At 49.1% G+C, this 19,490-nt stretch carries 19 protein-coding genes and 1 pseudogene; 12 read left to right on the forward strand and 8 right to left on the reverse strand.

Annotated features, from left to right (window positions below):
• Window positions 1–145: 145 nt before the first annotated feature.
• The 8 genes and pseudogenes from HY774_29945 to HY774_29980 all read left to right on the forward strand — a co-directional run bounded on the left by HY774_29945 (window position 146) and on the right by HY774_29980 (window position 8,500).
• Window positions 146–250, forward strand: a pseudogene (locus HY774_29945) (HNH endonuclease).
• 783 nt (window positions 251–1,033) lie between these two features.
• Window positions 1,034–1,225 carry a hypothetical protein gene (locus tag HY774_29950; protein ID MBI4752733.1) on the forward strand — a complete coding sequence of 64 codons (192 nt, stop codon included), beginning with the start codon at window positions 1,034–1,036 and terminating at the stop codon, window positions 1,223–1,225.
• 211 nt (window positions 1,226–1,436) lie between these two features.
• Window positions 1,437–3,002: a replication initiation protein gene (locus HY774_29955; protein ID MBI4752734.1), complete on the forward strand. Its 1,566-nt coding sequence runs from the start codon at window positions 1,437–1,439 to the stop codon at window positions 3,000–3,002.
• Between the two features lie 387 nt (window positions 3,003–3,389).
• A complete protein-coding gene (locus HY774_29960) occupies window positions 3,390–4,475 on the forward strand; it encodes a transposase (GenBank protein MBI4752735.1) in 1,086 nt (361 codons plus the stop codon).
• Between the two features lie 141 nt (window positions 4,476–4,616).
• Window positions 4,617–6,443, forward strand: coding sequence for a YHYH protein (locus HY774_29965; protein MBI4752736.1), 1,827 nt, complete (start codon window positions 4,617–4,619; stop codon window positions 6,441–6,443).
• Window positions 6,444–6,745: 302 nt separating this feature from the next.
• On the forward strand, window positions 6,746–7,771 hold the full coding sequence (locus HY774_29970; GenBank protein ID MBI4752737.1) for a YHYH protein: 1,026 nt from the start codon (window positions 6,746–6,748) through the stop codon (window positions 7,769–7,771).
• A 53-nt stretch (window positions 7,772–7,824) separates the two neighbouring features.
• On the forward strand, window positions 7,825–8,115 hold the full coding sequence (locus HY774_29975) for a BrnT family toxin (protein MBI4752738.1): 291 nt from the start codon (window positions 7,825–7,827) through the stop codon (window positions 8,113–8,115).
• Complete coding sequence (locus HY774_29980) at window positions 8,090–8,500, forward strand: BrnA antitoxin family protein (protein ID MBI4752739.1); 411 nt, start codon at window positions 8,090–8,092, stop codon at window positions 8,498–8,500. Before HY774_29975 ends, HY774_29980 begins: the two co-directional genes overlap by 26 nt.
• 19 nt (window positions 8,501–8,519) lie before the next feature.
• Here the strand turns inward: HY774_29980 and HY774_29985 are convergent, their stop codons facing one another.
• From HY774_29985 to HY774_29995, 3 genes are all read right to left on the reverse strand, one after another.
• Window positions 8,520–9,035: an N-acetyltransferase gene (locus tag HY774_29985; GenBank protein MBI4752740.1), complete on the reverse strand. Its 516-nt coding sequence runs from the start codon at window positions 9,033–9,035 to the stop codon at window positions 8,520–8,522.
• Window positions 9,036–9,068: 33 nt separating this feature from the next.
• Entirely contained in the window at window positions 9,069–9,515 is a 447-nt protein-coding gene (locus HY774_29990; protein ID MBI4752741.1) for a hypothetical protein, read from the reverse strand.
• Between the two features lie 323 nt (window positions 9,516–9,838).
• The gene (locus HY774_29995; GenBank protein ID MBI4752742.1) at window positions 9,839–10,288 is read right to left on the reverse strand and encodes an Lrp/AsnC family transcriptional regulator; all 450 of its coding nucleotides are present in this window, start codon (window positions 10,286–10,288) and stop codon (window positions 9,839–9,841) included.
• A gap of 730 nt (window positions 10,289–11,018) precedes the next feature.
• On the opposite strand from HY774_29995, the gene HY774_30000 reads away from it, so the two are divergent.
• Genes HY774_30000 through HY774_30010 form a run of 3 tightly spaced genes read left to right on the forward strand, consistent with a single transcriptional unit; the run spans window position 11,019 to window position 14,840 of the window.
• Window positions 11,019–12,554 (forward strand): vanadium-dependent haloperoxidase, encoded by a 1,536-nt coding sequence (locus tag HY774_30000; GenBank protein ID MBI4752743.1) that lies wholly within the window; start codon window positions 11,019–11,021, stop codon window positions 12,552–12,554.
• Between the two features lie 28 nt (window positions 12,555–12,582).
• The gene (locus HY774_30005; protein MBI4752744.1) at window positions 12,583–14,100 is read left to right on the forward strand and encodes a hypothetical protein; all 1,518 of its coding nucleotides are present in this window, start codon (window positions 12,583–12,585) and stop codon (window positions 14,098–14,100) included.
• Window positions 14,101–14,102: 2 nt separating this feature from the next.
• Window positions 14,103–14,840: an ABC transporter ATP-binding protein gene (locus tag HY774_30010; protein ID MBI4752745.1), complete on the forward strand. Its 738-nt coding sequence runs from the start codon at window positions 14,103–14,105 to the stop codon at window positions 14,838–14,840.
• 184 nt (window positions 14,841–15,024) lie between these two features.
• Here the strand turns inward: HY774_30010 and HY774_30015 are convergent, their stop codons facing one another.
• From HY774_30015 to HY774_30030, 4 genes are all read right to left on the reverse strand, one after another.
• Complete coding sequence (locus HY774_30015; protein ID MBI4752746.1) at window positions 15,025–16,278, reverse strand: amidohydrolase; 1,254 nt, start codon at window positions 16,276–16,278, stop codon at window positions 15,025–15,027.
• Window positions 16,279–16,540: 262 nt separating this feature from the next.
• Complete coding sequence (locus HY774_30020) at window positions 16,541–16,921, reverse strand: hypothetical protein (protein MBI4752747.1); 381 nt, start codon at window positions 16,919–16,921, stop codon at window positions 16,541–16,543.
• Between the two features lie 145 nt (window positions 16,922–17,066).
• Window positions 17,067–17,513, reverse strand: coding sequence for an HNH endonuclease (locus tag HY774_30025; GenBank protein MBI4752748.1), 447 nt, complete (start codon window positions 17,511–17,513; stop codon window positions 17,067–17,069).
• The gene (locus tag HY774_30030; protein ID MBI4752749.1) at window positions 17,500–17,745 is read right to left on the reverse strand and encodes a hypothetical protein; all 246 of its coding nucleotides are present in this window, start codon (window positions 17,743–17,745) and stop codon (window positions 17,500–17,502) included. The genes HY774_30025 and HY774_30030 overlap by 14 nt, the downstream gene beginning before the upstream one ends.
• A gap of 111 nt (window positions 17,746–17,856) precedes the next feature.
• Here HY774_30030 and HY774_30035 point away from each other — a divergent pair, with 111 nt between their 5' ends.
• Window positions 17,857–18,057: a hypothetical protein gene (locus HY774_30035; protein ID MBI4752750.1), complete on the forward strand. Its 201-nt coding sequence runs from the start codon at window positions 17,857–17,859 to the stop codon at window positions 18,055–18,057.
• Here HY774_30035 and HY774_30040 read toward each other — a convergent pair.
• The gene (locus HY774_30040; GenBank protein ID MBI4752751.1) at window positions 18,045–19,265 is read right to left on the reverse strand and encodes an ATP-binding protein; all 1,221 of its coding nucleotides are present in this window, start codon (window positions 19,263–19,265) and stop codon (window positions 18,045–18,047) included. The genes HY774_30035 and HY774_30040 overlap by 13 nt on opposite strands.
• Between the last annotated feature and the right edge of the window lie 225 nt (window positions 19,266–19,490).

The raw sequence follows: 19,490 nt of genomic DNA on the forward strand, positions 1-19,490 counted from the left end.
CTCAACCACGATTGGCCAGCTTTTTGGGCCTTTTACCGCCGACAACTACATCAACGATTGTATGGATCATCTTCTTCACAACCTGTTACAAAGATGGAACTTGCCGCCGCCGCTTGATCTTAACTCAAAGTAGCCGCACCCTTTTGAATTTGACCCCATCATTCCGTTCAGCCTGGGAGGGGCCAGCACGCTCAACAATATTCAGCTTTTATGTCGCAGGTGTAATCTTACCAAAGGGAATCGGCTTTAAGTTTGAATGTGGGGTATGAGTCAGATTCAGCCTTCAGAATTGGGTTTCGATTCAAGTTTTAAGCCAGATGAGGATGATTCAAATTGTGAGAACACATCTTCTGTGGAGTCAAAAAAGAATCCACGAGTGAAAGCTAAATGTAAATCTCTGTTTGTGAATAGGTTACCTGCTGTATAGATTCTAACGGTGTTGCCGTTACGGAAAAAACAAACTTTTGACTGCAATTGCTAGATACCAAAGAGAGTTATAAAAATGTTGTCATGGAAACTTTTTTGAAGTGAATTTGCAAAATCACGCCGGTGTGGATTTTGAATCCAACCAGAGAGAATGACCTCCGTGTGTGCTTCTCTCCCCCTCGGCTGACAACAAGGTATCAAGGAAAAAATCAACCTCAGTCACAGACCATCGGCAGGACTGTTTCAGACCAATTTCGTGGTTTCTGAAAATGTATGTACCGTTGCTGGTGCATTAGCGGTACCCACGTACCGGCTTGATTGAAGAAATTTGGAGTCCTCCGCAGCCCGGAACCACAATGGAATTGCTCACTTTGGATTATTTCTGTTGGAAGATTGAGAGTTGAACGTAATTTTATTCTAAACACCTTAACATCAATTATTTAAAAGAAAACTGAGATATTTGCTGGTGCATTGGCGGTACCAGAATTTCTATACACTGTAATGTTTACAAGAAATCAAACAGTTTTTCACTGACAAGCCTCCGATCTTAGATTCTGACTGAGACAGGAAGATAAGCCAGGAAATGACGTCAAATATCGAGGAGTTTATGAAAAAATTTGCTGGTGCATTGGCGGTACCTCGCTGGTGCATTGGCGGTACCCGCTGGTGCATTGGCGGTACCCTGCTGGTGCATTGGCGGTACCCTGCTGGTGCATTGGCGGTACCCCGCTGGTGCATTGGCGGTACCAGTCGTCCATGTAACCTGTTGATTGATTTGTACTTGCAGCCGTTTTTTTGAGCTGAATACTATTTAAATACTTATTTAAATACTTCTTAAATACACACACACATGTGGAAAGTGGTCAGATGGCTAGATTTTGTGTGTGTGTTAGAACAAAATTTTGCCCTTTCCGAAAAAAAACTTGCTTACCAGATAAGGCATTCGGAATACTGTTCCAACTGAATCACTCCAAACATAACAATCCTTGTCACGCGCAATTCGAATTCAAATGACTACTGAAACTGAACCCCAGGAAACCCGAGATGTTCAGGTTCTTGAGAAGATTCGACCTGAACTCAATCTTGAAAAATGGTCCATCTGGCAACCGTCAAGTTCCAGGCGGGAACTGAAAACTCGTATTTTGCAGCGAGAATTTTACCTTCAGGATGGCAATAAAATAACCGCCAAAGTCAAAATTGCTCCGACAACCGAAGGCGCACTGACCACCGAAGACCAAAAAACATACTACGCACTGGTAAGACAATGGGAAGAACAAGGACGGCCAAACACTGGAACCCCGTTTTCGCTCCGCCGGCTGGCCAAAATTCTGAGAAAACGCTGGGGAAATGATGCCATTGAAACGATTACCAAATCGCTCAGCCGACTTCGAGGCACATTGTTTACCTGGGAAAACTCGTTCTTCGACAAATCAAGCGGGGAAACAATCGAATTTTTAGACACTTTTAACATCATCTCCGAGTTGAAAATCATTCGCCGTAAAAAGGATGGGGCCGTCAACAAAGAGATGGGATATTTCAAATTCAACAACTTTATTCTCAAAAACCTGTTTGCCAATTACACCAAGCCATTGCTCTTCGATGTTGTTTTTGGTTTTCGGAGTGAGATTGCACAGCTTCTGTATACTCACATTGATCTCATGCTGTGCGACAAAATGGTGTATGAACGACGCAGTAAAGAACTTTTTGAAGATTTGGGGATTACAGGCACCTCCTATGATCAAAAAAGAAGTAAGCGAAAACAGGTTCTTGAACCTGCGCTGGCTGAACTTCGCAATGTTCCACTTTCCAAAGGTGGACTGATCGTCATGGCCATGTTGGAAGAAACCAAAGACAAAAAAGACTACAAGGTGATTTTTGGCAAAGGGAATTACCAGTCACAATCCTCCTCTGATACTCCAGTAACAGTGCCAATGCCAGAGAGTGACCTCGTTCCTCAGAAAAAGAAGGTCGAGACCCCAGTTCAAACCCGTGCGCAAACCCAGTTTAAACAGCCGACATTGAACGAAAAGCAAGGGGAAGTACTGGTAAGTCACTTTAATGAAATTTTCTTCAATTTGGGCATTTTAAGCTCGCAACCTCGACACATTGAGTTGGCCACCGAGTTAGTCGCAAAATATGGTCTGGAACTGGCAAAGTTTATTGTTGAGTTTGCCTATCAGGAAGCCTCTCGAACGAATTTCCAGATTGCGACCTTTGGCGGCATTGCCCAATACATTGACCGCGCTGTTGCCGCTTATAGCCCAGACTCCAAACCAAAAGTGGACGGTGACGAGGAAAGACTCACCCGGTTGCGTGGGCTTGAGCTTGACTACCGTGAATATTGCGAAATCGAGCTGGATCGTTACCTGACAACGGCTTATGCCCCGCTGGAAGTACAGGCAATGATTGAGGAAAAAAAGCGCAAGCTTTTGAAACAAGACCGCAAGCAATTTAGTCGCTGGCAAGACGACGTGCTGACCGCATTTGCCAGGCAACAAGTTCAAAAAGATATGGCTCAAGCCGCATCTTTGCTTACTTTTGAGGAATTTTGTTCAAAACGTGAAGTCGTTCAATAAGGGAAACCCTATGCCGCAGCATTTGGTGAAGCCAACGAAACTATACCATTTTGGAATGAACCTCTCTTGTTATGGGAAGGCTAAATTATTGAAAGAATTGTATTTCCCTCATCCCTTAGCCCGATACCCTCAGCCCAAAGTGGTATTACTTTCATTTTTTGTGAAAAGCTGGCTGATGCCGGTAATGCTGGTGCTGGGGTTGTGGCTTCCAGTCGGTGCCCAAACGCGAGGCCCAGTTGGTGAACCAGGCTCAGGTCAGTCTTGCAACTGATTGGTTGACTTATAGGCAAGTACATTGTAATATAGTCAGATATAAAACAATTTTAGACTGGGCACCGGAACGGAGTAATGAAGAGGTGGAAATCACCTCTTCGCGAGAGAAGCGAGATGCGACGAGCCTGCAAAGTGACGCTGAAATTTGCGACCGAAACCAAACGACGCAAGATCGCGGCGCTGCTGGAAGCGTACCGGGCGGCGGTCAACTTCTATATCCGGTCGCTGTGGGAGACACCCGGCAAGCTGGATAAAGCGACATTGGCCAGGCTCACAGATACTCGGCTCTCGGAACGGTTGAAAAGTCAGGCCCTGAAGCAAGCGCTTGAAATCGTGGTCGGGACAAAGAAATCGGCGAAGGCACTCGGCACGGTGGCGCGCTGTCCGGTGTTTACGGGAAGCGCGGTGCTCGATGCCAAGATTGTTTCGGTGGAAGTGGGACGGGGCAGCTTTGATCTGGTGATCCGGGTGTCGTGCCTCAAGAAAGGCGAGCGGCTCGTGATTCCGACCAAACGCACTGCCGTGTTGAATCACTGGCAAGGGATGGAGGGGGCTCGACTGATTCAAGGGTGCGCGCTGTCGGAGACGGGAATCGTGCTCTGGGTCGAACTCCCAGATCTGGAACCCAAAACGGAAGGCGTGCGGCTGGGCCTTGATATTGGGGTCAACAAGTTGCTGTCCGACTCCGAAGGCCGTCATTACGGCACGGAGTTCAAAGCCATCCGCAATAAAATCAACCGCCGGAAGCCAGGCAGTCGTGGCCGGGCTCGGGCGCATACCGAACGCAAAGTGTTCATCAACCGCGTGGTCAAGTCGCTTCCCTGGCTGACGCTGGCCGTGATTGGGGTTGAATCTCTCAAGAACCTCAAGCGCGGGAAATCGAAAAAACGAGGAAAAAAGTTTCGCAAGGCAATGGCACCGTGGACCTACCGGCACGTCCTCACCCGGATCTCCGAACTCGCGCAAGTGAACCGTGTTCAGCTTGTCCGCGTCGATCCGGCCAACACGTCCCGGGCATGTCCCCAGTGTGGTACGGTGCATAAGGACAACCGCAAGGGAGAGAAGTTTTTGTGTCGGCATTGTGGTCACACCGCCGATGCCGATACCGTCGGCGCGCAAAACATTCTCGCTCGCACCTTGGCGACTTTCGGGCGCCTAGAGTCCCCGGAGCCTCAAAGGGAGGTGGGTCAGTCGGTGTAATATCCGACTATTCATTTCTCAACTCTGATCTAAACACAATCTTTACAATTCTCTTCGGCTAACCACATAAACCCTTTACATTCGTTTGGTAGCCTCTGCTCAAATTGACACCAATGTTTGTTGCAGGGAGGCCAAACCGGTATGAAACAGGGTTCAGGGTTCAGGGTTCAGGGTTCAGGGTTTGGGAAAGGGCAAAATCTTCAAGCCGATAGCTGGTTGATCAGTCCAGGTAAAAGTTTGAAACCAGAATCGTTTCCGATATTCAACTCTTTATTCACCTACCGAAATTTCATTCACGTCATCAGTCTGGTTTGTTTCGCGACGCTTTGTATCTCCATCGGATTTCCAGTCCCGCTGGCTTCGGCCAGTTCATTCAGGCAAAAAGCGCCAAACTTTGCACCGATTGCAAATAGTGCTGAAGTTCTGGCCTATGCCAGCGTGCCGAAAGCCATTTCACTTGCGGCCAGTGACGCCGAAGGGAGCGCATTGCAGTTTGAGTTGATCACGTTTCCCACCAGTGGAACGCTCTCCGGTACGGTGCCAAATGTCCAGTACACGGCCAATCCAGGATTTTCCGGAACCGATAGTTTTTCATTCAAGGTCAACGACGGGCAGCGTGATAGCGCCCAGGCGTTTGTAACCCTGTATGTCATCAAGGATCCGTTTAGCGCCAACGCCGGTCTCGATAGCGACCGCGACGGCACCGAAGATGTGCAAGTCAGCCATGACGAGACATTTCTCACGATTCGCAGTCAAGGATTTCCAAACCATCCCACGGCGACATTTCCCAATAGCAAAAACCCCAATTCGATTCGCAAGCAAAATCACCAGTTCAAAATCCCGCTCAATCCCAGGAAAAATGACCGGATTACCGGATTACCGATGGGCCCGATTGGTGTGGCACTCAACGGTATTCCGTTTTTCAACCCGTTTAATGCCGAAGGCCAGGTAGCCGTGGATGGCTATTCCGAAGAATGGCTTGATGCGTGTTGTGGTCATCCAGACATGCGCGGCACCTATCATTATCACAAATACCCGACCTGCCTCCGAACGCCGTTTAAAGAAAATGGCGATCAGCATTCACCCTTGATCGGGTTTGCCTTTGATGGATTTGGGATTTACGGACCCTTTGAAAGCAATGGCCTGATGGCGCGCGATGTCACCGGCAGCCAGGCACTGGATGAATGTAACGGCCATACGGATCAGGTTCGTGGCTATCACTATCACGTCACGCCAAACAAATTTCCGTTCATCGTCGGGGCGTACCGGGGAGTTCCCGAAGTCAGCAATAATCCAATGATTCGCGTCGGACAGGGCGCCGCCCTCCAGGGTTCAGTGGTTGGAGCCAGCCCCTATGACTCGATGGTGGCTTCGGTCAAGCCGGCTTCGGCCAGGGCTGGTACCACCCAAACCATCACTGTTGAAGTGGCCAATGTCGGAGTTCCGACCACGACGCCCACGAAAGTCTGGTTTGGTCCCTATGCCGGAAGCAATATCAAACGCACTGGCTCGCTCGTCACGGTCGAGTTGTCGCTTTCAGCCGACATCGCACCCGGTGTTCACGATGTCCATCTGGAATTTACCGGGCAAGGAACAACGCCAACCGTCATTCGCAAAAAGAACGCCTTCACGGTTGTGTCAGATGCTGCCCAGACTGAAATTCCCTTCACGCTTGAATTTGAAGCGCCAACCGCCACGGTCGTTCGTGGGAAAGTCATTGATACGGTCCTCCACATCAAACGCAATGAAGGATTTATGGAAGCCGTGACCATTTCCATCAGTGATGATCCGTTGAATAGAATTAGAATTTCACCTTCCACCTTGACTAGCAATGGCTGCTGTCTGCCGGTTTCGATTTCAACACGGGGGATTGGACCGACCGGGACCTTCACCGTGAATGTTTCAGGCAAGGACAGTTCAGGCCGGGTTCGAACCGCAACGCTTGAATTGATTGTGAAGGGGGAGTGAAGCCGGGTTCCGGGTTCCGGGTTCCGGGTTCCGGGTTCCGGGTTCCGGGTTCCGGGTTCCGGGTTCCGGGTTTTCGAAGAAGGCGCGGTTCAAAGCAACAGCGCCCTTACTTTTTGTCACCCAGTCACCTTGTCACCTTGTCACTCTGTCACCTTGTCAGCCGGTCATCTTGTCAGGTTTCCGGGTTCCGGGTTTTCGAAGTTAGCGCAGTTCAAACCGGCAGTGCCTTCCATGCGGTCTTTTTCGTCCCTTTTGTCCTTTTGGTCTCTTTCGGATCCCAGGTAAAACGAACAGGTAAGCCTATGAAAAAATATCTCATCATCATCGGTTTCGTCGCTGTGGCAGGGGTGCTGACGCTCGCCACCACACAGCAAATGGCCAAATCAAGAGCTACTGGTATGACTCAACTTGAAGAAAACAGTGTTGAAATCGTGGCTGGTACTCGATACCGCTACATTTCTTCCAATGGAGTTCCCAACCATGACCATGGTGAGTTTCCCAATGCCGGTAATCCCAACGAGATCCGGGAACAAAACCATTTATTTCGGGTGACGATGAATCCGAAACCAGCCGAACACGTGACCCGGTTGGGGCTTCACCCGTTTGGCGTGGCGCTCAACGGCATTCCGTTTGACCCCGGAGCGGCTGAATTTTGGGACGGTGACCCGCAGTCCGGCTGGCAATACGAAGCCCTTTCCGGCAAGGTCAAACTGGGGATGGACCATCACCATGCCCACGTTCAGCCTGGCGGAACCTATCATTATCACGGCATTCCAACTGGACTTGTGGCTCAACTCCGGAAGGGAACCCAGATGGTACTGATTGGCTATGCCGCCGATGGATTTCCGATCTATTCGCAGTTTGGTTACAGCAATCCGACGGATCCAAACAGCCCGGTTAAGGAATTGAACTCCAGTTACCGACTGAAACCCGGTACCCGGCCCGATGGACCGGGCGGAGCGTATGACGGAACATTCGTTCAGGATTGGGAATATGTGCCTGGCGCCGGAGACCTCGATCAGTGCAATGGTCGCACCGGCATCACGCCCGAATATCCAACCGGGACTTACTATTATGTCGTGACGGCGGACTATCCGTTTATTCCGCGTCTGTTTCGTGGAACACCTGACCCAAGTTTCTTCCGTCATCGCAACGGACCACCTCCGCCGCCACCAGGCATGGGACCTCCTCCTCCGGGAATGGCACCACCAGGAATGCGTCCTCCGATGGGTGGACCCGGAATGCCTCCACCAATGGGGCCACCTCCACCACTTCCAGATGGCTCATATCCGATGGGACCACCTCCGGGTCGGATCCATTTGCGGTGATTCAGATTTACCTGGAACCTTGCTGAATACATATTTATGCATATAATTTGGATATGCAATTTGAGTGGGATGACGACAAAGCAATCCGAAATCAAGCAATTCACGGTGTATCGTTTGAGGAAGCCGTTGAGGTTTTCCTTGATCCGTATGCCCTCGAAGAATTTGATGAAGCTCACTCAGAATTTGAAGACCGGTTCCGAAGGCTTGGAATTTCATCTAAACGATTACTTTTAGTTGTGTTTACCGAACGGAACGGTGATTCCATCCGAATTATTTCAACTCGGAAAGCGACTTCCCGAGAAGAAGAGGTGTATAAATATGAGCGTTACCAGCAAGGGGAATAAGTCAAAACCGGTTGTCCTTGAAGTCAGTGAAGCCGAGTATGAGCAAGAACTTGCAAGTGGCATCGAACCTGAGCTGGCACTAAAGCCGGGGCGACATACTTTTCGCCGGGTTGATGCTTCACGAGTTGCCAAACCGGAAGAAATTGAACCGCGCAATGTCAAGGTGCGAATTACCATGTACCTTGATCTGGATATTGTGAATTTTTTCAAAATGAAAGCCGCCCAACCTGATGCGGCACCCTATCAAACTCAAATCAACAATGCGCTTCGGGAGTACATTGAATCAAATCACCCGGATATGCGACAAACTCTGTTAAATGATGAACAGTTTATTGCTGATATTGCCCGGCGTGTGGCAGCCCTTTCGTCAAAAGCCGAAAGCTAATCCAGGTTAATCCCAAACGTCAGTTGATTGCCCTGGCCAGGTCTGGATAGACAATAGAGCTTCGCCGTTCCAGGAGCAAAACATCTCGCCAGCATCCGGCAAGCTGACCGATTCGCTCATGTTTGCCCACCAGTCGAAAACCACAGTGCTCGTGAAGCCGGATGCTGGCTGTATTTTCCACAAAGATACCTGCCTGGAGTGTCCAGATCCCGTTTTCCTCTGACGACTGAATAAGTGCCGGGAGCAACTGCTTTCCTACGCCCTGACCTCGGGCGTGTGAGGCAATGTAAATGCTTAAATCTGCGACTCCGCGATAGCACTCGCGCTTAGAAACCGGCATCAACGCCGCCCAGCCGACCACGTCGGCTCCAATTCGAGCCACCAGCCGTGAAAAGGAATGATGCGCCGCGTCCCAGATTTCCCACGTCGGCACCTGGGTTTCAAACGTGGCATTTCCAGTCGCGATACCCTCACGGTAAATCGTCAGGACAGCTTCCCAGTCATTGGGGGGCATTGGGGTGATGGAGAGGTTCATCGGAGTAGGGCTCAGGGCTCAGCCCTGGTTTTTTCAGTCCAGCGGGTGGAGATCAGGCGAAACCAGCGTCAGGCGGGCTTCCCAGGAAAACAGGCGGTCACGGCTGTAAAACCGCAACGGCAGGTCCCGCGCACCGAGCGTTTCGATCATCAAGGTGGCCGCTGCCTCCAGGTCATATGAGGGAGGGCAGGATTTGAGGAATTCGCCAATTACCCAAATATAAAACCGAGTGATCGTTTCGTGATAGCCACGGGTCGGCGTGTGTGGAACACCCACGGCTCCGTTGTATTTGATAATGCCCGTGCGGATGCGTTCCGAGGCTTCCTCAAATGGAAAATGCCAGAGGTACCACACCGCCACGAGCATATGCGCGTGATGAGTCCAGTGTTCATAGGCCAGTGTTCCAGCGTCAAAAAGGGTGACCAGTTCGGCAAGCGAGTCAGTTGTGATTGGTGTTGATGCGTCAAGTGTCGTGGTCATAACGTACTCTCAATTCTCAATAAGTCGTGATGAATTTTGAAAAAAAGTTTCCATGACAACATTTTTGTAACTGCCTTTGATGTCTATCAATTACAGCCAAAAGTTTGTTTTTTCCGTACGGAAAACAGTGTTAGATTTTAAAATTCTGTAAACATAACTCATTCAATGAGTTAATAACAGAAAGGACAAAAAGGACAGACTGGAAATCACTTTCAGTGAGGGCGGGTTCCCATCACTGACCTGGGAGATTCCTGGTTGTGTGTGGCAAGGTGCTGATAGTTGTTGATTTCTAACCGCTAACCACTAACCACTTTTTTCATGCTTCATTCAATTGGCAGTGCGGTGGTTTCCTTGGCCGTGGAAAGCACAATCGTGGTGTAGGTTCGCACCAACCCTGGAATTGTCTTGAGCTGTTCTTTGAGTAACTTTTCCAGCGCCGAAGTGTTTTTCACCCGCACTTTGAGCAGGTAAGAGAAGTCACCCGTCACGTGGTGGCATTCCAGAATTTCAGGCACGGCGGCCATGCGGTCCAGAAAACCGGGTTCGTGCATTGGTTCCGCGAGGACAACCGCAATAAAAGCCAGGAGGTCCAACCCAAGACCCGCCGGGTTGAGCCGCGCCACATAGTCCCGAATGAGACCCTGGGTCTGGAGCTTTTTGAGGCGTTCGTTGACGGCTGAGATCGAAAGTCCCACCCCTTCGCCAAGTTCCGCATAGGACAATTTGCCGTTGGTCTGCACCAGTTTTAAAAGCTTTAAATCCATTTCATCCATAAAGTTTGCTTTCTGATTTGCTGTTAGGTAAATATTATTGAAATCCTTAAGAAAAACAAGAAAAATTTTTAGAAAAAACAAGAAAAACAAGAAAAATTTCTGTTGTCCTTTGATATTCAACCTTGAAATAGGGTTTACGCAAAAAAGTGACTCATTAAGAACCAATACAGGACAATGATTTAGCAGGTTATCTCATTGATTTCAAAATAGATTGTTCGCTCCGCGTAAGTTCATATAATTTTGTAGCCAGAGAATGAAAATAAGAACTTTTCAAACACCTGTTTCCCCAGCCAGTATTTTGTTGAGATATGAGAAACTATTGAAAAAACAGAGTTTACGTTTCTATGCACTCTGTATATCCCGTAGCTTCTAATCTTGATGCCCAGTGGTTGAGCGGTAGAGAAAAGTTTGAATGGTAAGGCATTTCTGGGAGTGGTACAGTTCAAGCCTTGTCATCAGTGTTTATCCTTCGACCTTCAGCTCTTACTGTCACTTCCTGTTTTCCTCTATCGAACTGCTTTGACAGCCAACCTGCTCCTTGCTCAATCCCGTTTTTCTTAGGAGATTTTTGACTATGGAATACTCAAGATCTAATCCTTCCAAGGGGGGAGTGCTACCTGCATCGCGACGAGCTTTTTTAGGCACGCTTGGCGGCGTGGTCACCGGTGTGGTCGCTGGTCCCGAATTAATTGAACTTTCAACTGAAGCTGCCGCTCCGGCAGATGAGGAACTGTCTGAAAGTCTTGTTGAGCGGGCTGATATTGGCCCATTAACCAGCAAAGCCCGAATCAATAAAGCGTTTGAGATCCGCAAAAAAGCTGCCCAGACCGAGAAGAAATTGCCTGTAGCTGAGGTTCACACCAATGGTGATGAAGAAAAGTACCCATCACGCATTGGAAATTTCAGTAAAGCTTTGCAACATAATGAATTCGGTGAACCTAACCTTGATTCATACAATGCATTGATCAAGGCACTCAAATCCGGCAAAGCAAGCGATTTTGATGCCATTCCACTGGGTGGCGCGCTCAAACTTGAAAACCCCCAGGCTGGCCTGGCTTTTGAACTTCAAGGCCATGACCCTCATCGGGTCCTGTTGCCGCCGCCGCCAACGTTTGACAGTGCTGAAACGGCAGGTGAAATGGTTGAACTGTACTGGATGGCGCTGCTCCGGGATGTGCCATATCTGGAATATGAAAGTCATCCGCTGGCTCAAGAAGCCATCGCCGAGCTTTCAGCGCTTTCTGATTTTCGAGGCCCAACCGTAAATGGTCAGGTCACAGGCCAAACCTTGTTTCGAGGAACAACCTCAGGGGAAACTGTCGGGCCATATATTTCACAGTTATTGTTCAAAAATTTTCAATATGGTGCGATTTCAATGCAGCAAAAAATCCGGGTGCCACAACCCAACCTGGATTACCTGACGGAGTACCCTGAATGGCTAGGTGTGCAAAATGGAATGGTTTCCAGACGAGACACGTTCCTTCCCGCACCACGATTCATCGTTACTGGGCGTGATGCAAGTGAGTACGTCCACAATGATCCACTCTATCAGTCAATTTATCATGCCGCCCTCATTTTGCTTGGTATGCGAACCGCACGTGATGCCGGCAACCCGTATTTGAAATACAAAACCACTCAGCCGTTCAGTACTTTTGGCGGGCCGTTTGTTCTGGGCCTGCTGGCGAGCGTAATGACCCGTGCGCTCAATGCGGTCTGGTACAACAAATGGTTTGTTCACAGGCGGTTGCGGCCAGAAGAATTTGGCGGAAGGGTTCACCGTCATCTGACTCAGGCGCCCACCTACCCAATTCACAGTGATGTATTGAATTCCAAAGCGGCTGAGACGATTTTCAGCCAGTATGGGACCTATTTGCTACCGCAGGCATTTCCAGAAGGCTGTCCGACGCATCCGGCATATGGAGCTGGTCATGCTGCGTTTGCCGCCGCTGGTGCCACAATCTTGAAAGCATTTTTTGATGAAGATTTTGTCATACTGGATCCAGTTATTCCCAATGAAGATGGAACCGAGCTGGTTCCATACAGGGGACCAGATCTGACTGTTGGAGGTGAACTCAATAAACTGGTAGCCAATATCGGTATAAGCCGGAATATGGCCGGGGTTCACTGGCGAACGGATGCTGATCCACGGCTTGGCGAAGAGGTCGCCATCGCGGTTTTGGGCGAACTGCGCGAAGCTGGATGCTATGTTGAAGAGTTTTCTGGCTTTTCATTGACGAAATTCGATGGTACCAAGGTCATTGTCTAAATCTGAAGGAAGGTGACCCGTTGCCTCAATGCGCTCGTTTTCACCCAAAACCGCAACTGGACAGTTTTTGTGGTTGCTTCGATTTAAGAGCCTTGCCTTTCGGCGGTGGCTGACGTCCAATCTATACACCACGATCTGGCTCGGAGGCATCATCCTGGGTGGATTCTGGATGATGCTCACGCCCTATTTTGAAATGCTCCAGAAACTTCTGGCGACACATCGTCAGGGGTATCACTTTGGAGATGGATTGCAAATTGCCCTGAGTTTGACAATCTTTCTGGTTGTTTTTTCATTTTCTGCGACTTTACAAGATGTGTATGCCACCCGAACGGCAGATTCATACCTGGACGGGCTTGGGGTTACAACTCAGGCCCGTTTTGGAATGACGGTCGTGGCGCGATTTCTCAAAAATGTGCCGTCACTCCTCATTGTGGTTGGATTGTGCTCCGTCCTGCGACCAGTACCGACGATGGGCCTCGCAACCCTGGTTGAACTGGGCCCGCCGTTGCTGGCCGGCTGGATCTATCTGACAGTGCTCCAGGTTGCGAGCGTTTTGTTCCTGGTACATGTCAGGTGGTGTACACCACGCAAACTGACCGGACTCCTGACCGGTTTACTGGCGACAACGATTTTGGTGTCGTGGTCGAAAGGATTTCTGGTGTTTCTCTTCCCCCTGCTGCCGGCGGCGGGAGCCCTTGAATCAGTCCTGGCTGGATTGTTGCATCCCGGATCAGGCGGGCGATTCGGATATGAACTTGGCCTGCCACTTGGGGCTGGTGTGCTGGTACTTGAATTTGCTCGTCGGATGTTTACTCGCTGGCGGATGGATGATCGTGGAATTGCGCAAGAATTCTCCGAGACTCGGCGTCCGCTGTTCAATTGGGTCCTGGACCGATTCCTGCGCCGCCTGGAAGCACCGGTTCGGGCACAGATTCGGCGTGACATTGCGCTGTGTCGGCGCGGGTTTTCACCAGCGGTCCTCATGTCGCCGGCCTTCGCCATTCTGTTTCAGTTTGGAGCACTGTCCCTGATTGGTCGAAAACTGGTTTCAGAAGATATCTTCGAATGGGTTTTTCTGCTGGGGGTGATGTTTTCAGCATTCAGTCTGATTGCCCTGGCGCCGTTGCTTCTGAAATACCAGCTTTCTTACTTCTGGATCGAAAAATCCATCGGTCTGTCACCTGAACATCTGTCCGAGTCCAAGCTGGTTCTCTCTCGATTGTTTGGGTTGGCCGCTTTTGGGTTGGCCTGCCTGGCGGTGGTTGGGTATCCGACAACAAATCTGATTGAAACCGGGCTTGTCCTGCTAAAGGCCGCCGTCGTGTGTTACACCACGGCCTCGCTGGTTGGAATTCTCATCTTTGAAGTCGCCGCCCGTCCGCTCATCAGTTTGATTTTGTGTGGTGTGGCGGCTTCAATCATCGCCGGCCTCTTTATTTTTTACTGGATGGGTTGGCCCTTGTGGGCCTATATGTATTTGTATTTAATGCACAACTTGCGCGAACGGGTAAAAACCAGAGTTTTCTTTACGGAGGTTGAGCATTGACGATGACAGCAACCGCACCGGCGGCGGCACTTGAGATTCGAGCCGTGACCAAATGTTACGGAGACTTGAAAGCTGTTCAGAATGTTTCATTTACCGTCGAAAATGGCATTTTCGGGCTGCTGGGAGCGAACGGCGCCGGGAAATCAACGCTCCTCAAAAGCATTTTGGGGGTGATTCCGATTGATAGCGGAGAAGTGCTGGTGTGTGGCCGCAAAAATACGATTTTCCGCCAGTCGTATGAAGCCAAACGCCTGATCGGCTATTTACCTGAGGAACTTCGCCTGTACGAGCGATTGACCGGACGTGAATTTCTGGAATTTGTCGCTGGCCTCAAGGACAACGCCACCGAAGCTGAAATTGACGAAGGGCTTGACTACTTTGGAATGACCGTCAAACAACACGTCCTGATTGAAGAGTACTCGCACGGAATGCGCAAAAAAATCGGCATCATCGCGGCACTGCTCGGAAAACCGCCACTCATTTTGCTCGACGAACCGCTCAACGGGCTGGATGCTGAAAGCATGCGCCTGCTCCGGCTCAAAATCGAAGCGCTGACCCAGGAAGGGGTCACGGTGGTGCTGTCTTCGCACATTATGGGATTTGTCGAGCGCGTCTGTCAGCGAATTGCCATCATCAAGAAAGGCGAACTGGTGCAACTTGGAACGCCTGCCGAAATTCGGGCTGCTTCTGGCTTGCACGATGAACCGTTTGACGATGTCTTTTTGCGTTTTGCTCTCTGATATCATTGAGGGTTCAGGACAGGAAACAGACCAAAAAAACAGAAAGGACATAAGGGACATAAATTCGAAAACCCTGAACCCTGAACCCTGAACCCTGAACCCTGAACCCTGAACCCTGAACCCTGAACCCTGAACCCTGAACCCTGAACCCTGAACCCTGAACCCTGAACCCTGAACCCTACCCTCACTTCCCTTTCACCAGTGGATTCTCCAGATAATCCATTACCATGCCTGACATCGCTTTGACGCCAATCGGGAGGCAGTCTTCGTCCACATCAAAATCCGGTGTGTGAATCATCGCCGTGATGCCGCGCTTCTGGTTGCCGACACCAAGAAAGTAGAAAAAGCCCGGAATCGTGTTTGAAAAATAGGCAAAGTCTTCAGCACCCATCTGGGGACGTGGGCTGACGACGTTTTCAGCCCCAACAATACGCCGCATGGTCGGAAGCATCTGGTTGACCAGATCGGCATTGTTGACCAGCACCGGGCACATCTTTTCGATCTCCATTTCATAGGACGCGCCGTAGGTCTCGGTCACGCCTTTGAGCGTCTGGTGCATCATCTGGATTGCACTTTCCCGAACCTGTTCGTTGAGCGCCCGGAGCGTTCCTTCAAGCTGTACTTCGTCGGCCACAATATTGAACCGGTTGCCGCCGTGGAAACTCCCAATCGTCAACACGAGCGGTTCCTGAGTGTCAATTCGACGGCTGCGAATGGTTTGAAGCTGGGTAATGGCTGACGAAGCCACCACAATCGCGTCAATCCCGCCGTGTGGGTAGGCACCGTGGACTTTCTTGCCGCGAATCGTGATGAAAAACCGGTCCGCGCTCGCCATGGTGGCCGTCTCGTTGTAGGAAAGCTTTCCGACCTCAATGGTCGGCATGCAATGCAGCCCAAAAATCACATCTGGACGTGGGTTTTCGAGCGCGCCTTCTGCCAGCATTTGTTTGGCGCCACCAAGTTCGCCACGTGGCGGACCTTCTTCGGCAGGCTGGAAGATAAACTTCACGGTTCCAGCGAGTTCCGCCCGATGTTTTGACAGGAGTTCAGCCACGGCCAGCCCAATTGTGGTGTGGACGTCGTGTCCGCAGGCATGCATCACGCCGTCATTGAGTGATTTATAGGGCACATCGTGGGTTTCTTTGATTGGAAGCGCGTCCATATCAGCACGCACCGCCACGACCGGCCCCGGCTTGCCACCTTTGAGCAGCCCAATCACGCCATGGCGGGCGACGCCGGTTTTGACTTCGAGGCCAAGCGCTTTGAGCCGTTCAGCAACCACGCGGGAGGTGCGTTCTTCGCGGTTAGAAAGCTCGGGGTGCATATGGAATTCGCGCCGCGTTTTGACCAGTTCCGGCACCATGGCCTGGATTTCCTGGGCAAATCGCTCGTCACGGCTGGTCGCACCAGGCAAAACAGAAGAAGGAATCGAATTCATAGGTGAATGTGACCTGAATGTGTTTGGAAGGATGGCGCTGGACCCAATCAGGAGCAACGCGGTCAAGGTGGTGGAAAAAGCAACAATTCGTGGAGTTTGAAACATAGTGAAGAAACTTTTGAGTGAAATAGATTGCTGTTCAGAGTTCAAGCTTTAGTTTGCCGATGATTTTTCATTCTACCTTTTAAACTGTTGATCAAATTGAGGGTCGCCTGACTATTACCTGGAAGACAAGCTGAAGCTTGAACTCTGAACTTTTTTCTTAGCTGGTTCTGCTCGTATCGTTGTGGGTTGAAATTTGGAGTGCTTTTAAAAAAAGATAGTTTTTTGACTTCATTTGCCGGACAAACCGCTCTGCCTTCAAAAATCCTTCCAGTTCGGTAATCTCTTCTGGACTGATTACTCCTGCTCGTTCCTTCATCGCCAGTTCACCGGCTCGTTTTTGGATTTCTGTACTCGCTTTAAAGGCTTGAATTTGTTCAGGTGTTGGATTTCCAGCCAGGAAGTCAACAATTTGTTCAAACACCTGGGTTGAAAAGACGGGGTGACGTAACTTTTCAGCGACAACATGGGCCAGGTCATCACCTGCCGCTTCAATTTGTGGGGCCACATCTTCCGGTAAATCAAGTGTCACTGTGATCATAAGCCCTACCTTGAAAATTGTGTGTTATTGAAAATAAGAATGAGTAAGTTGAATCAAACCAGAGCTACCCACGATTGACAACTCTGATAGGCGTTTCTTTCTATAGAATTTTGTCCAGGTCAAAGATGCCTTTTCAACCGAAGATTCAAGGTTGCATACGTTTGATGGCTTCAGCCACCGGATATCGTCCGATCTGGATCAATTCCTCACGTTCTAAAATTCGATCAGAATCATTGAATCGAAGGATCCGAGAGGTGGCTTCCCCAATTTCTGACAAATACTCAATGATGGCTTGATTATGTCGAAAATGATCAAACCACTTGTCAGTTCGTGGGTTGAAGAAACGAACCAACTGGTCACTTCCTGGTTTTAGCGTAGCGATATCGCTGCCTTTATATCGGTTGCAATAAACGCAGGCAAAAGCCAGGTTGTGTAGCTCCGTTGCGCCACTGTGTTTTCGACTGATGATGTGTTCCACCTGACAGCCGGTAAATGTATCTTCTTCATGAATAAGGCAGTATTCACACAATAAATTAGCCCGTGTGGCAACCAACAACCGCAACTCATCTGAAACATAGCTATGAAGCGGCATATTTATGCGCCCTGGCTTTGGTCAATCTCATCAAATGCTCAAGCTGCAAAAAATGATCAAGCTCTGATTTTTCATCAGCCGTTAAGCCGTCGGTTTTTTCTCGAAAGATGAGTTCGGCAACACGTCGTTTTGTAGCTTCCGAGAGCTGGAAAGTCACAATTTGAGCGGCTGAAGGGCCAGACGCCATAAATTCAACCACTTCGTCATACACTCGCAAGGCCGAAGAAGACATAGTTGACACCTGCCTGAAAGAAAGTTGGTCGGCAACACTTGCTGGAATCAAACCAGAGCCATCCACGATTGACAACCCTGATGTGCACTTCATTCGATAGAATTTTGCCGGGTGCAGTTCAGACTTTGCAAAGCCTCACCTGGAAATACTGAAATCTTGCGAAGATTTTGGATTGCACTACAATCGGAAGCCAGGAAAAAACAAGTCGGTCCGCCACTGGTGGTCTATGCCGATTTAATCTCAATCGGTGATTCTCGAACACGTGAAACAGCAAAAATAATTTATGACCAGTACCTTGCTCAGCTTGTTTGACGCTTCTCCCCAATCCAATCCCCAGCATCATTATAATTATTCATAGACTTGGGCCAGCCAGCAGCATTCCAAACCACGTCAAATGCAGGCTTTAAAACTTTTGCAGAATCCATATCAGGCTCTGTCAAAATAACTTCTGGAATTACAAGATCGTCACGATCAATCGGTGTATTTTTAGGTTCTTCAGGTTTTAGAAAATTGCCCCCACTCTGAGTTTTTACAATACTTAGAGCTGAATAATCCATGATACGACCCTTAACCTCGTGCAAAGACATCAAGATAAAGATTGGGAAAGTAGCTTCCCATTGATTTAACCGGTTAACATATTCTCGGACTTCTCTCTCCACACTCGATTCATATTCCCGGGGAATGAGATCACTACGCTGATAGACATTGCAAAACACAATTTCAACAATCCCTTTTCTATAAATTTGCACATATCCCGGCTCACTATCCCCGTTAACCAATATTCCATCAAAGTTAAGCCGCCAGTTTTTATACCTTCCTCGAAACGGTAATTGAACATAACCTTCACGTTCTTCGACAGCAGATAAATTTAGCGTATTTCCCACATCAAACGCGGTTGCCGAAATCAGATGGATTACAACTTGAGGTTTATTGCTCAGGCAAACAGGTGTCTCACCAGCAGTAATTTTTGCAAATCGGTCAAGGCGAAAATTTCTGATTTGATCTACCAATGTTTCACTGCGGAGAATGGCGTTTCGAATTTCACCTATCTCCATTTCACTCTTTCCAGAATTCCTTCGAGTATAAAAACCACCTCTATTTTTAAGCATATGAGGAGCATTGCCACTTTTTGGGATGTAAATGGCAATTATTGAACCTTGGGAAAATCCATCAATAGGTTTAAATATAACTCCTTGAATTCGTGGAGAAACGCTGTCAGTCAAAACACTCTCCATCCACTGGATTTCCTGATCTGAATTAACACCATCTAACCCGAGTGCCTCACCTGGTTGACCAGTGTTCCCAGATGAGTTTCTTTCTTCAGAAATTCCAAGGAAAATGACACCGCCGGAAGTATTTGCAAATGCAGTAACATCAGCGAGAAATTCCTTTTTATCCTCCCTTCCATGAGAATACTGTTTTTCTTTGTAATCTAAAGTCAGGCTTTCCTGAACTTTGTCTGCAACCATTTTATCTATATATGTTTTGTCAATTCTGTTGAATTTTTCCAAAGTCCACATTTGTATTCTCCTTTTCGAGATAGTGAGGTCAAGCCATAACTCTCTTTAAATCAATAAATTGAAGGTTCTGCATTTTTCCAGCGCCCATCCGGGCGCGAACCATTCGCTGCCTGTCTTCCGGTGGGTGCGCCTCAAAGCAGGCTGCCCACCGGCTACTTTCCAGCGCCCATCCGGGCGGAAAACCAAATCATACGGTTAGGGTTCAGAGTTCAGGGTTTAATAGAC

Source organism: Acidobacteriota bacterium, assembly GCA_016208495.1.
Lineage (GTDB): Bacteria > Acidobacteriota > Blastocatellia > Chloracidobacteriales > Chloracidobacteriaceae > JACQXX01.

Excerpts from the sequence above, each read along its gene's own strand:
- HY774_29960 (MBI4752735.1), top strand. The coding sequence starts at position 3,390 with ATGCGACGAGCCTGCAAAGTGACGCTGAAATTTGCGACCGAAACCAAA.
- HY774_30015 (MBI4752746.1), bottom strand. The coding sequence starts at position 16,278 with ATGAATTCGATTCCTTCTTCTGTTTTGCCTGGTGCGACCAGCCGTGAC.
- HY774_30040 (MBI4752751.1), bottom strand. The coding sequence starts at position 19,265 with ATGTGGACTTTGGAAAAATTCAACAGAATTGACAAAACATATATAGAT.
- HY774_29955 (MBI4752734.1), top strand. The coding sequence starts at position 1,437 with ATGACTACTGAAACTGAACCCCAGGAAACCCGAGATGTTCAGGTTCTT.
- HY774_30005 (MBI4752744.1), top strand. The coding sequence starts at position 12,583 with ATGCGCTCGTTTTCACCCAAAACCGCAACTGGACAGTTTTTGTGGTTG.
- HY774_29965 (MBI4752736.1), top strand. The coding sequence starts at position 4,617 with ATGAAACAGGGTTCAGGGTTCAGGGTTCAGGGTTCAGGGTTTGGGAAA.
- HY774_30010 (MBI4752745.1), top strand. The coding sequence starts at position 14,103 with ATGACAGCAACCGCACCGGCGGCGGCACTTGAGATTCGAGCCGTGACC.
- HY774_29985 (MBI4752740.1), bottom strand. The coding sequence starts at position 9,035 with ATGAACCTCTCCATCACCCCAATGCCCCCCAATGACTGGGAAGCTGTC.
- HY774_29970 (MBI4752737.1), top strand. The coding sequence starts at position 6,746 with ATGAAAAAATATCTCATCATCATCGGTTTCGTCGCTGTGGCAGGGGTG.
- HY774_29975 (MBI4752738.1), top strand. The coding sequence starts at position 7,825 with ATGCAATTTGAGTGGGATGACGACAAAGCAATCCGAAATCAAGCAATT.
- HY774_29990 (MBI4752741.1), bottom strand. The coding sequence starts at position 9,515 with ATGACCACGACACTTGACGCATCAACACCAATCACAACTGACTCGCTT.
- HY774_30030 (MBI4752749.1), bottom strand. The coding sequence starts at position 17,745 with ATGTCTTCTTCGGCCTTGCGAGTGTATGACGAAGTGGTTGAATTTATG.
- HY774_30020 (MBI4752747.1), bottom strand. The coding sequence starts at position 16,921 with ATGATCACAGTGACACTTGATTTACCGGAAGATGTGGCCCCACAAATT.
- HY774_30025 (MBI4752748.1), bottom strand. The coding sequence starts at position 17,513 with ATGCCGCTTCATAGCTATGTTTCAGATGAGTTGCGGTTGTTGGTTGCC.
- HY774_29995 (MBI4752742.1), bottom strand. The coding sequence starts at position 10,288 with ATGGATGAAATGGATTTAAAGCTTTTAAAACTGGTGCAGACCAACGGC.
- HY774_29980 (MBI4752739.1), top strand. The coding sequence starts at position 8,090 with ATGAGCGTTACCAGCAAGGGGAATAAGTCAAAACCGGTTGTCCTTGAA.
- HY774_29950 (MBI4752733.1), top strand. The coding sequence starts at position 1,034 with ATGAAAAAATTTGCTGGTGCATTGGCGGTACCTCGCTGGTGCATTGGC.